The following is a 12,254-nucleotide window of genomic DNA, read 5'->3' as shown; positions in this document are numbered from 1 at the left end:
GTGACAGAAGCGATCCTCCTGGTCGGCGGCAAGGGCACCCGGCTGCGCCCCCTCACGGTGCACACGCCGAAGCCGATGGTGCGGGCGGCGGGAGTGCCGTTCCTCACCCACCAGCTGGCGCGGGCGAGAGCGGCGGGCGTCGAGCACGTCGTGCTCGCCACCTCCTATCTGGCCGAGGTCTTCGAGCCGTACTTCGGCGACGGCTCCTCGCTCGGGCTCCACCTGGAGTACGTGACGGAGGAGGAGCCCCTGGGCACGGGCGGCGCCATTCGCAACGTCGCCTCGCGCCTGCGCTCCGGCCCCGACGAGCCGGTCCTCGTCTTCAACGGCGACATCCTGACCGGGCTGGACATCCGGGCGCTGGTGCGTACCCACGAGACCACGGGCGCGGACGTCTCCCTGCACCTGACGAAGGTGCCGGACCCCCGCGCGTACGGCCTGGTCCCCACTGACGGGACCGGCCGTGTCCTGGCCTTCCTGGAGAAGCCTCAGACCCCCGAGGAGATCGTCACCGACCAGATCAACGCGGGGGCGTACGTCTTCCGGCGCTCGGTCATCGATGCGATCCCGCAGGGCCGCCCGGTCTCGGTGGAGCGGGAGACGTTCCCCGAACTGCTCGCGGCGGGCGCCCACTTGCAGGGCATGGTCGACTCCACCTACTGGCTGGACCTGGGCACCCCGGCCGCCTTCGTACGCGGCTCCGCGGACCTGGTCCTCGGCCGCGCCCCCTCCCCGGCCGTACCCGGTCGGTGCGGCGACCGCCTGATCCTGCCCACGGCCGTCGTCGCCCCCGGCGCCAAGCTGACCGGCGGCACGGTGGTGGGCGAGGGCGCGTTCGTCGCCGAGGGCGCGCGGGTGTTCGGCAGCGCGATCCTGCCCGGTGCCGTCATCGAGCCCGGCGCCGTCATCACCGACTCCCTCATCGGCAGCCGCGCCCGCGTCGGCACCCGCTCCGTCCTCAACGGCACGGTCATCGGCGACGGCGCGGTGGTCGGCGCCGACAACGAGCTGAGAAACGGCGCGAGAGTGTGGTGCGACGCGAGAATCCCGGCCGGGTCCGTGAGGTTCTCCTCGGACCAGTAGCCGGCCGGGTGGGCGGCACGACCGGCCGCGGCGGCCCGCGAGCGCGGTGAGCCGGCCCGCCTCGTGTCGACCGCACCGCGGGAACCTGTCGACGCGGGTGACCCGGCCCGGCTCAGAGGCGCCCGATGTCGCCCTTCGGCATCCGCGGCGCCCGCCGGGGCGGCACCCGCCCGCTCAGCAGGATCAACCGGGCCGCCCGATGCCGCTGCCCGGCGTACGGCTCCAGCAGGCGCAGCATCTCCGCGTCGTCGGCGTTCCGATCCCCGGCCAGCGCCCATCCCACGATGCCCGGCAGATGCAGATCGCCGACCGTCACGGCGTCCGCCGCGCCATGACTGCGCTGCACGGTCTCCGCCGACGTCCACGGTCCGATGCCGGGCACCAGCTCCAGCCGCTCCCGCGCCCGCTCCGGAGGCATCCGCGCCGCCTCCTCCAGCCGCGCGGCGACCCGCACCGCTCGCAGCACGGTCGACGCCCGCTTGTCGTCGACCCCGGCCCGGTGCCACTCCCACGACGGGATCAGCGCCCACGTCCGCGGCGCCGGCATGACGTACATGCGGCCGGCGGCGGGTCCGGGCGCCGGCTCCCCGTACGTGCGCACCAGCATCCGCCAGGCCGCGTACGCCTCGACCGTCGTCACCTTCTGTTCCAGGACCGACGGGATCAGCGACTCCAGCACCAGCCCGGTCCGGGTCAGCCGCAACCCCGGGCGCCGGTGCCGGGTCAGCGCGAGCAGCCGGTGCCGCGGTACGAACGCGGACGGGTCGTCGGCGGCCCCGAGCAGCTCGGGCAGCTGCTCCAGCAGCCATTCGGCGCCCGGCCCCCACGCCTCGCCGCGGACCTTCCCGCCATGAGCGGACACCCGCAGCGTCCCAGGCCCGAGCGGTGTGCGGCCGGTGCGCCACACCGAACCGTCGGGCGTCGCCCGGAACGTGGGATCGCCCTGCCCCCGCCGCAGCGGTCCGAGCACGAGCCCCAGGTCCAGCGGCCCGTCCGGCGCCCAGGTGCGGACCCGCCCCGGCGCGGCCGCCTGCCGGGGCACGGCCGCGGGCACGCCGGCCTGCCCACCGCGCACGGTCGGACGCGGGGGCCGCGGAGCGAAACGTCCTGCCACGAATGAGATCCAGGGTTGCCTTGAGATGCCGTACGAGACTATGCGGTCACAGGGAGAGGACGAACGCCCCCGCGTCCCGCTCCGGTCGCGGCTTCGGTTGCTCCGCCGGATGCCCGACGGCTACCGCTCCCATCGGATCCCAGTCCGCGGGCAGCCCGAGCACCTCTCGCACCACGTCCCGGCAGAACATCGTCGAGGACACCCACGCCGAGCCGAGCCGCTCCCCGGCCAGCGCGACCAGGAAGTTCTGTACCCCGGCCCCGGCGGCGACCACGAACATCTCCCGCTCGGCGCCGTCCCGCCGCTCGTCGCCGTACTCGTGCGAGCCGTCCATGACGAGGCACGGCACCGCGAGGTACGGCGCGTTGCGCAGCACGTCCCCGCGCCGGATCCGCCGGGCGATCGACTCCTCGCTCTTTCCGTCCCGCCGCAGGTCCGCGATCCAGGCCTCCCGCATCGCGTCGAGCAGCCGGGTGCGTGACTGCGCGGACTCGAGGAGCACGAACCGCCACGGCGTGGTGTGGTGCGGCGCGGGCGCGGTCACCGCCGCGGCCACCGCCCGCCGCACCGCGCCGGGGTCGACGGGCTCGTCGGTGAAGGACCGCACGGTACGCCGCTGGGTCACCGCCTCCCGCACGGCCTCGGAGGTCCCCAGCCGGAACATGTCGTCGCGCGCGTCACGCACCATGGCCCGTGCTCCTTCCCCGTCCTCTGCGTTCTCTCCGTCCGCACCGTTCTCCTCGGTCACCACGTGCCGCAGCCCGCGCACCACGGCGACCGGCAGCCCGGCGGCCTTGCCCTTGACCAGGTCGCCCGCGGCGGCGAGTTCGTCGGCGGTGGCGACGACGGTGGTGCTCAGCGGGTTGCCGTGCGCGTCCGTGCCGCCGCGCAGATCGTCCAGCACGCGTACGCCCGCGGCGCCGATGGCGACGTCGGTGAGCCCCGCGCGCCAGGGCCGCCCGAAGGTGTCGGTGACGAGCACTCCGACGGTGACGCCGAGGGCGTCGCGCAGCCCGTCCCGGATCGCGCGCGCGGACGCATCCGGGTCCTCCGGCAGCAACAGCACTGTGCCGGCAGGGGTGTTGGACGCGTCGACGCCGGCGGCAGCCATGACGTGCCCCTGCCGGTTCTGCACGATCCGCAGCGCTCCGCGCCGGGCCACGACCCGCACGGTCTCGGCGTCGATCGCGGCCTCCCGGTCGGCCGCTCGGACCAGCCGCCCCTCGGCCTTGGAGACGATCTTCGAGGTGACGAGCAACACGTCCCCGTCGGTCAGTCCGGGCTCCGCGCCGGCGATCAGCTTGGCCAGATCGTCCCCCTGCGCGACCTCGGGGATCCCGGGCACCGCCCAGACCCGGAACTCCGGGGCGGCGGCCGGAGACTCCTCCGTCGTGCCGCTCATGCTCCGCGCACCTCCTCGGCCAGCGCGAGCGCCTCGCCCGCCATCCGGGCGGCGGCGTCGACGTCGGTCATCATCAGCGGCACCGCCCTGCACCGGATGCCCGCGGTCTCGACCCGCTCGACCGAGGCCTCGTCGACCGTGTCGACGAGCCAGCCGTCCAGCAGTCCCGAGCCGTAGTGCTCGGCCACCGCCGCGGCCGTGGACTCCACGCCGACCGCGGCGAGGACCTTGTCGGCCATGCCGCGCACGGGCGCGTCCCCGACGATGGGGGACAGGCCGATCACCGGCACTCCCGCGTCGGCGATGGCCTCCCGGATGCCGGGCACCGCGAGGATGGTGCCGATGGAGACGACGGGGTTGGACGGCGGGAAGAGGATCACGTCGGCCTGGGCGATCGCCTCCAGCACGCCCGGGGCCGGCTTGGCCTGCTCCGCGCCGACCGGCACCACGGCTTCCGCCGGTACCGAGGCCCGCAGCCGCACCCAGTACTCCTGGAAGTGGACGGCCTTGCGCTCGCCGGGGCCCGGGGTGGCGCCGCTGTCGGGCAGGGTGACCGCGACATGCGTCTCCACCCGGTCGTCGGTCATCGGGATCAGCCGCACCCCCGGCTTCCACCGGTCGCACAGCGCCTCGGTCACCGCGCTGAGCGGATACCCGGCGCCGATCATCTGAGTGCGCACGATGTGCGTGGCGAAGTCGCGGTCGCCCAGGCCGAACCAGTCCGGTCCCACGCCGTACGCCGCGAGTTCCTCCTTGAGATGGAAGGTCTCGTCGGCCCGGCCCCAGCCCTGCTCCTCCTCGATGCCGCCGCCGAGCGTGTACATCACCGTGTCCAGGTCCGGGCAGATCTTCAGCCCGAAGAGGTGGATGTCGTCGCCGGTGTTGCCGATGACCGTGACGTCCGCGTCCGGCACGGCCCGCTTGAGACCGCGCAGGAACCGGGCACCACCGATGCCGCCTGCCAGAACCACAATCCGCATGGAAACAGTGTGTCAGCCGCCGGGCCGACTCGTTGCGGCCTGTGGACGAGGGACAAGTGCCCCGCGGCGGCTCAGGCGCCGGCCGCGCCCGCCGGGTCGGGGAGGACCCCCGCGCACTGAGCGGCGGTGCGGGCCGCCCCGGTCGAGGACCGGGCGTGCATGGGCATCTCGGTCAGACCGGGGAAGTACACGTGCAGGCTGACCGCCGGCTCCAGCGTGTCGTTGACGACCTCGTGCGCGTACCCGGGTGCGAACACGCGCTGCGCGCCCGCGCCCAGCGCGCGCGTGCCCCGTGCGGTGCGCTCGGTCAGCTCGCCGTCCAGGACCGTGAGCACGCCGGAGGAGGGGCCGTGGTCGTGCGGTCCGCTGCCCTGTCCGGGCACCCAGGACAGCAGCCACACCTCGTAGCCCGGGCCGGTGCGCAGCCGGTGGTACCAGCGGGTCGTCGCGTCGTAGCGGACGAGGTGCGCCCACTGGGCGCGGTCGGCCGCGAGGGAGCGGGCCAGGCCGACGAACTCGGCCACGGTGGAGGGGTGTTCGCGGGGGGCCTGGAGCAGGTGCGGGACTTCGAGGATGTCGCCGGCGATCTGGAGGTCGCTGTCGCTGTTCATGAGGGTGGGGTGGTTCCTCGTGAAAGAAGGTCAGGGGGAACGGGGGCCCGGCCGAAAAGGTCCGGACGACGGCTGGAGCACGCGTGACGCGCGGGGGCTCAACAACCGCAACAGCGACAGCTACAGCGAGCGTGGGCAGCACCGAGGGACCCGGCGGTGCGGGTCGTGGTGAGTGCCGAGTTCGCGAGCATGCCCTCTAGGCAAGCGGCTCACACCCCCACTGTCAACCTGACGCCCGGATTGTGGGACATGTTTCACCTCATCCGGTTCATCTCCCAGATGAAAGGTTTGCTCGCGGGGCTACCGGGACACATGGCGCTCATGCCGGGCGCGCAAGCCCCGTTGCGATCCCGTGATCAGACCGTGATCCAGATCGCTTCGGCGTGCGCGTCGGAACGAGATCGAAGTCCGAGGCGTCCTTCCCTGTGCGGGCTCCGTGCGGGGCGCGAGACCCTCGGAGCCTCGGCCATGTGTCAAGGTTTATGCCGATTTGCACACTTTCCGCATGGCCTTGGTTCCGCAGAGTGAATAAGGGGCTCAATAGCAGATCTCGGCTTGACTCGCCCGGAGCAGCACACTTGTAATTTCACTCGTGTCGTTCAGCCGGACAGATAACGGCTGCATCACGGGGACGCGAAAGACAGACGAGGGGCGCACATGACCGAGCTGGTGCAGCAACTGCTGGTCGACGACGCGGACGAGGAACTCGGCTGGCAGGAGCGCGCGCTGTGCGCCCAGACCGACCCCGAGTCCTTCTTCCCCGAGAAGGGCGGCTCCACCCGCGAGGCCAAGAAGGTCTGCCTCGCGTGCGAGGTCCGCTCCGAGTGCCTCGAGTACGCCCTCGCCAACGACGAGCGCTTCGGCATCTGGGGCGGCCTGTCCGAGCGGGAGCGCCGCCGGTTGAAGAAGGCGGCCGTCTGACCGCCGTACCACCGCAGGCTCCGCTCACATCCCCCGGAAAACGTCACGAACGGCCCGTCGCAGGTGGGTTATCCACAGGCGGCGGGCCGCCCTGTTGGTCAGCCGATAGTGTGGTCGCTCGTCCAGCACGCCCCCCTGCCCCCGCCGGGCACAGGCGTCCACCGAAGTCCACCGAACCGGGGCCCGTACATCGATGTCCGTGCACAGCCATACGGCAGCCCACTACGACGGCGCTGCCCCAGTGCCCGACCCCGCGCGCGCGACGGCGTCCGACCAGACCGGCACACCGGAGTACCCGCGCCACGTCGTCACCGCCGTGCTCGTCTCCCATGACGGCGCGCGCTGGCTGCCCGACGCGCTCGCCGGCCTGCTCGGCCAGGAGCGGCCCGTGCAGTACGCCGTGGCCGCCGACACCGGCAGTGCGGACGAGTCCGCCCAGGTGGTCACCGACGCCCTCGGCGCCGACCGCGTTCTGCACCTCGCCCGGCGCACCGGCTTCGGACAGGCCGTCGAGGAGGCCGTCCACAGCGCCCCGGTCCTCGCCCCGGACGACCTGCCGTACCTCAAGCGCCCCAGCAGCTGGGACCCCGTCACGCGCACGTGGCGCGACGACGCCTACGACCTCCCCGAACTGCCCTACGGGGAGCCGGTGCAATGGCTGTGGCTGCTGCACGACGACTGCGCACCCGAGCCCGACGCCCTGGCCCAGCTGCTGCGCGTCGTGGAGAACGAGTACGAACTCGGCCGCGACGACGTGGCGGTGGTCGGCCCCAAGCTGCGCGGCTGGTACGACCGCAGGCAGCTCCTCGAAGTGGGCGTCAGCATCGCCAACTCCGGACGCCGTTGGACCGGCCTCGACCGGCGCGAGCAGGACCAGGGCCAGCACGACCACGTGCGGCCCGTGCTGTCGGTGTCCACCGCCGGAATGCTGATCCGGCGTGACATCTTCGAGGAGCTGGGCGGGTTCGACCGCCGGCTCCCCCTGATGCGCGACGACGTCGACCTGTGCTGGCGTGCCCTCTCCGCCGGCCACCGTGTCCTGGTCGCCCCCGAAGCCGTCGTACGGCACGCCGAGGCGGCCTCCCGCGAGCGCCGCACCGTCGACTGCGTCGGCCGCACCGCCGCCTCCCCGCACAAGGTCGACAAGGCCGGCGCCGTCTACACCCTGCTCGTCAACACCCGTACGGCAGCGCTGCCCTGGGTGCTGCTGCGCCTGGTCCTGGGCACCCTCCTGCGGACCGTCGCCTACCTCGTCGGCAAGGTGCCGGGACAGGCCGTCGACGAGATCCGCGGCCTGATGGGCGTCCTGCTGCGGCCCGAGCGGATCATCGCGGGCCGCAGCAGGCGCGGCAAGCCGCAGATCGACAAGGGTGAGCTGCGGGCGCTGCTCCCACCGCCGGGCGCCACCATCCGCGCCACCGTGGAACAGGTCGCCGGCAACCTCGTGGGCGGCTCCGACGCCGAGGCGTCCTCGGCAGGCCGGCACGGCGGCGCGATCGAGTCCGGGCCCGGCGGCGACGACGCCGACTTCCTGGAGATCGAGCAGTTCGCCCGGCTCAAGCGCATCGCCCGCAAACCCGGCCCGGTGCTCTTCCTGGTGCTGCTGTTCGTCTCCCTTGCCGCCTGCCGCGGTCTGCTCGGCGGCGGCGCGCTCGCGGGCGGCGCCCTGCTGCCCGCGCCCGCCGACTCCTCCGAACTGTGGTCGCGCTACCTCGACTCCTGGCACCCGGTGGGCGCGGGCGGCACCCCGTCCGCGCCTCCGTACCTGGCGATGGTCGCTGCGCTCGCCTCCCTGCTGCTCGGCTCGACCGGGCTCGCGGTCACCGCCCTGCTGGTCGGCTCGGTACCGCTGGCCGGATTCACCGCGTACTTCGCCTCCCGCCCGCTGGTCCCCTCCCGCCTGCTGCGCGCCTGGGCCGCCGTCGCCTACGCCTTCCTGCCCGCCACCACCGGCGCGCTGGCCGGCGGCCGCATCGGCACCGCCGTCCTGGCCGTGCTGCTGCCGCTGATCGCTCGCGCGGGAGTCGCGGCCGCCGGCCTGGCCAGAGTCCCCGGCACCCGCGGCAGTTGGCGCGCCACCTGGGCGTACGCCCTGCTGCTGACCGTCGCGACCGCGTTCACGCCGATCGTGTGGCCCATCGCGCTCCTGCTCGGCCTCGGCGTGCTGGTCGTGCGCCGCGACGACATCGTGGCCCACGGGCTGCGCTTCCTGGCCCAGTTGGGCACCCCGCTGCTGGTCCTCGCGCCCTGGTCGCTGTCGCTGCTGCCGTTCGGCTTCTTCCACGAGGCCGGCCTGGAGTACGGCTCCTCGGCCGCCTCCGCGCTCGACCTGCTCGGCGCCGGCCCGGGCGGACCCGGCACGGTGCACGGGCTGATGCTCATCGGCATCGTCCTGGCCGCGTTGGCCGCCCTGCTGCGCTCCGAGCGCCAGTCCGCGATCTGGACGGCCTGGGCGGTCGCCCTGGTGGCGCTCGTCTTCGCCGCGCTGTCCAACGGCTCCACCTGGGCCGGCCCGGCCACCCTCGTCTACGGCCTCGCCCTCCTCGCCGCAGCCGCGCTGGGCGCCGACGGGGCACGTGCACGCGTGGCCGAGCAGAGCTTCGGCTGGCGCCAGCCGGTCGCCGCGCTGATCGCCTTCGCCTCGGCCGCCGGACCCCTGCTCGTCGCCGCCGGCTGGATGATCCGCGGCGCCGACGGCCCGGTGGAGCGGCGCGACCCCGTGCAGGTGCCCGCGTTCGTCGCCGAGGAGAGCGGCACCCGCGACCAGGCCCGCACCCTGGTCCTCGACAGCGACTCGCCCGCCCACGTCGGTTACATGCTCGTACGCGGCTCCGGCGCCCGCATGGGCGACGCCGAACTCGCCGCGGTGAACGGCGGGAACAAGCAGCTGGACAAGGTCGTCGCCAACCTGGTCGCCGGCTCCGGCGCCGACCAGGCCGGCCAGCTCGGCGGTTTCGCCGTCCGCTACGTCCTGGTCCACAAGGGCGCGCCCCGCGACGTCAGCCGCGTCCTGGACGCCACGCCCGGCCTCACCCGGCTCAGCCAGCAGGACGGCAGCGCCCTGTGGCGGGTGAACCAGGAGGTCTCGCGCGCCGCCATCGTGCCTGCCGCGGGCTCCGGTACCGCCGAGCCCGTCGCCGCCGGACCCGTCGAGATCCACACCACGATCCCGTCCGGGGCCGAGGGCCGCGTGCTGCGCCTGGCGGACTCCGCCGACGCGGGCTGGACGGCCACCCTGGACGGCAGGCCGCTCACCCGCACCACCGTCGACGACTGGGCCCAGGGCTTCCAGCTCCCCGCCTCCGGCGGCAAGCTGGACGTCACCTTCGAGGACCCGTTCGGCCACACGGCCTGGCTGTGGGCCCAGGGCGCCCTCGCCGTCGTTCTCGTCGTGCTCGCCCTGCCCGGCCGGCGCCGCGACGTCGACGACGACCTGCCGGAGGAGGAGCTCGTTCCCGCCCAGGCCGTCGCCGGGGAGGGCCGCCGGGCCCGCAGGCTGCGGGCCCAGGCCGAGGCCGAGGCGGACGAGGCCGGACAGGGCGAAGCCGGTCAGGAGGGGTTCGGTCAGGAGGAGTTCGGACAGGGGGAGTACGGACAGCAGGAGTTCGCGGCGGAACCGGGCACCGTGCCGCCTCCCGCCCCGGACGAGGCACCCGCCGCCGTCCCGCACCAGCAGTCCTACGACGAGTGGGACACCACCGCCTACGCGGGAGCCGCGACCGAGTACGGCGCCTACGGCGACGGCCAGTACCCGGGTGACGGCCAGTACCAGGGCGCCCAGCCCCAGCAGTACCCGGCGGGCGGCTACGACCAGGCGTACCAGGCCGACCCGTACCAGGGCGGCCAGTACGACCCGTACGGCTATGGCGGCCAGACCCCGGCGGCGCCCTACGACCAGACGTACCAGCAGGGGTACGAGGAGCCGTACGACCCGGCTCAGCACCACCCGCACGGCAACGGCAATGAGCGCCCCGACGGGAGCCAGCAGTGAACCGCACGACCCTGTCCCTGATCGCCGGCGTGACCGCGCTCGCCGCCGTCACCGGATTCGCCGCGCTGGACACGCCGGACGCCGCGGGCGCCGGCCCCGCCACGGCGGCCGCGCAACTGCCCGTCGAGCGCACGACCCTGGTGTGCCCGACACCGAGCACCTCCGACATAGCCGACACCGCGTACACGTCCTTCACGCCCGTGACCGCGGGCACCAGCGGCACGGGCAAGGCCCAGCTCCTGCCCGCCACCGAGCAGTCGGGCACGGGCGACGGGAAGGACGCGGCCAAGGGCGGCTCCACGGGCAAGACCAAGGACGGCGGAAAGAACAAGACCGCCAAGTCCGTCCTGGAACCCAAGGAGCCCGGCACACCCGTCACCGGTGACACCTCGGGCGGGGACGCGCCCGCTCTGATCGGCACGGCCGAGGGCAAGTTCGCGCCCGGCTGGACGGTGCAGCAGACCACCGAGGTCGCCGCGGGCGCCGGTCGCGGGGTGCTGGGCGTGACCTGCACCGCGCCGGACACCCAGTTCTGGTTCCCCGGCGCGAGCACGGCCGCCGCCCGGTCCGACTACATCCACCTGACCAACCCGGACGACTCCCCGGCCGTCGTCGACATCGGGCTCTACGGCGCGGAGGGCGCCGTGAAGTCGCCCGCCGGCGAGGGCGTCACCGTTGCGCCGCACTCCAGCGAGCCGATCCTGCTGTCCACGCTCACCGACTCCGCGCAGCAGGACCTCACGGTGCACGTGAGCGTGCGCAGCGGCCGGGTCGGGGCGGCGGTGCAGGCCCTCGACAACAGTCTGGGCGGGGACTGGCTGGCGGCGTCCGCGGACCCGGCGGGCAGCCTGGTGCTCCCGGGCATCCCCAAGGACGCCACGGACGTACGGCTGGTCGCCTTCACACCCGCCGACTCCGACGCCGACCTGAAGGTGCGCCTCGCCTCCCCGTCCGGGCTGATCACGCCAGCGGGGCACGAGACGGTCCACCTCAAGGGCGGCATGACGACCGCCATCGACCTCGGCGAGATCACGCGCGAGGAGGCGGGGTCGCTGGTGCTGACCCCGACCTCGCGGTCGGTGCCCGTGGTCGCGGCGCTGCGGGTCCTCAGGGGCAAGGGTGACCGGCAGGAGACGGCGTTCATCCCGGCGGCCGGCCCGTTCGTGACCCGGGCGACCTCGCCCGACAACAGCGCCAAGGGCTCGACGCTGTCGCTGACGGCCCCCACGGCCACCGCACAGGTCAAGGTCACCGCGTCGGCGGGCAGCGGGGGCGGCACGGCCGTCTCGAAGACCTACACGATCAAGGAAGGCACGACCCAGGACATCGCCCCGCCGGTGCCGTCCGGCCTGAAGGGGACGTACGCGCTCACGGTGGAGCGGATCTCCGGCGGCTCGGTCTACGGGGCGCGCACCCTCACGGCGTCGCGGGAGGGCAACCCCGGCTTCACGATCCAGACGCTGCCGGACGACCGGGGGATGGTGGCGGTGCCGCACGCTGAGCAGGACCTGTCGGTGCTGCAGAAGTGAGCCTGCCGGCTCGGGGGCGCCCCGGCGACGGGCCGGGACGGTCCTCGCCGTGCCGGGGCGGTCAGTCCTCGCCGTACCGGGGGTCGACCGTCTCCGGGGTCAGCCCCAGCAGCTCGGCCACCTGCTCGACGACGATCTCGTGCACCAGGGCGGCCCGCTCGTCGCGGCCCTTGGTGCGGATCTCCACCGGCCGCCGGTAGACGACCACGCGGGCGCGTCGCCCCTCACGCGACGCGACCGTGCCCCCGAGCGGCACCGCCTCGTCGCTCCACGGCTGCCCCGGCCCGTCCAGCCGCGGCACCTCCACCACGAAGAAGTCCACGTCGGCCAGTTGCGGCCAGCGCCGCTCCAGACGGTCCACGGAGTCCTGCACCAGATCTGCGAACGCCTCGGCGCGGCTCGCGGCGAGCGGCACCTGCGGCGGGGCGATCGGGCCGCGCATGCCCCGGCCGTGGCGATCACGTCGGCGGGGCCCGGGGCCGGCGGCACGGGGCGGTACACGGTTGTCCATCACTGGTGAAGGGTAGTCCCCGGCGTCCCCGCGTGCCCGGCTGCGCGCATCACCCGGGACCCCGCGCCGGAGGCCGTCCCCGCCCCGCCACGGCCGGTCGCCCGGTGAGCAT

The 12,254-nt window shown here is 74.1% G+C and carries 9 protein-coding genes; 4 read left to right on the top strand and 5 right to left on the bottom strand.

The genetic code is table 11. The features are described 5' to 3' along the window. Positions 1-1,083, top strand: coding sequence for an NDP-sugar synthase (locus tag ABZ818_RS06870; RefSeq protein WP_361411705.1), 1,083 nt, complete (start codon positions 1-3; stop codon positions 1,081-1,083). Positions 1,084-1,195: 112 nt separating this feature from the next. On the opposite strand, the gene ABZ818_RS06865 is transcribed toward ABZ818_RS06870, so the two are convergent. The 4 genes from ABZ818_RS06865 to ABZ818_RS06850 form a co-directional block, all read right to left on the bottom strand. After that, positions 1,196-2,197, bottom strand: a complete 1,002-nt coding sequence (locus ABZ818_RS06865; protein ID WP_361411703.1) for a DNA-3-methyladenine glycosylase 2 family protein — start codon at positions 2,195-2,197, stop codon at positions 1,196-1,198. A gap of 46 nt (positions 2,198-2,243) precedes the next feature. Further along, a complete protein-coding gene (locus ABZ818_RS06860) occupies positions 2,244-3,599 on the bottom strand; it encodes a coenzyme F420-0:L-glutamate ligase (RefSeq protein WP_361411701.1) in 1,356 nt (451 codons plus the stop codon). After that, entirely contained in the window at positions 3,596-4,579 is a 984-nt protein-coding gene (gene cofD, locus ABZ818_RS06855) for a 2-phospho-L-lactate transferase (RefSeq protein ID WP_361411699.1), read from the bottom strand. Before cofD ends, ABZ818_RS06860 begins: the two co-directional genes overlap by 4 nt. Positions 4,580-4,650: 71 nt before the next feature. Continuing rightward, the gene (locus ABZ818_RS06850; protein ID WP_361411697.1) at positions 4,651-5,190 is read right to left on the bottom strand and encodes a cysteine dioxygenase family protein; all 540 of its coding nucleotides are present in this window, start codon (positions 5,188-5,190) and stop codon (positions 4,651-4,653) included. Positions 5,191-5,847: 657 nt separating this feature from the next. Between ABZ818_RS06850 and ABZ818_RS06845 the strand changes: the two genes are divergently transcribed. The 3 genes from ABZ818_RS06845 to ABZ818_RS06835 all read left to right on the top strand — a co-directional run bounded on the left by ABZ818_RS06845 (position 5,848) and on the right by ABZ818_RS06835 (position 11,631). After that, a complete protein-coding gene (locus ABZ818_RS06845; protein WP_003975777.1) occupies positions 5,848-6,111 on the top strand; it encodes a WhiB family transcriptional regulator in 264 nt (87 codons plus the stop codon). 193 nt (positions 6,112-6,304) lie between these two features. Further along, positions 6,305-10,102, top strand: a complete 3,798-nt coding sequence (locus tag ABZ818_RS06840) for a glycosyltransferase (RefSeq protein ID WP_361411695.1) — start codon at positions 6,305-6,307, stop codon at positions 10,100-10,102. Next, a complete protein-coding gene (locus ABZ818_RS06835) occupies positions 10,099-11,631 on the top strand; it encodes a DUF5719 family protein (RefSeq protein WP_361411693.1) in 1,533 nt (510 codons plus the stop codon). Before ABZ818_RS06840 ends, ABZ818_RS06835 begins: the two co-directional genes overlap by 4 nt. 61 nt (positions 11,632-11,692) lie before the next feature. Here the strand turns inward: ABZ818_RS06835 and ABZ818_RS06830 are convergent, their stop codons facing one another. Then, on the bottom strand, positions 11,693-12,142 hold the full coding sequence (locus ABZ818_RS06830) for a metallopeptidase family protein (protein ID WP_361412064.1): 450 nt from the start codon (positions 12,140-12,142) through the stop codon (positions 11,693-11,695). Positions 12,143-12,254: the final 112 nt, after the last annotated feature.

The organism is Streptomyces sp. NPDC047453 (genome assembly GCF_040643155.1).
Taxonomy (GTDB): domain Bacteria; phylum Actinomycetota; class Actinomycetes; order Streptomycetales; family Streptomycetaceae; genus Streptomyces.
The sequence above is the reverse complement of the archived record's forward strand: the minus strand, read 5'-3'. Positions and strand labels throughout refer to the sequence as shown.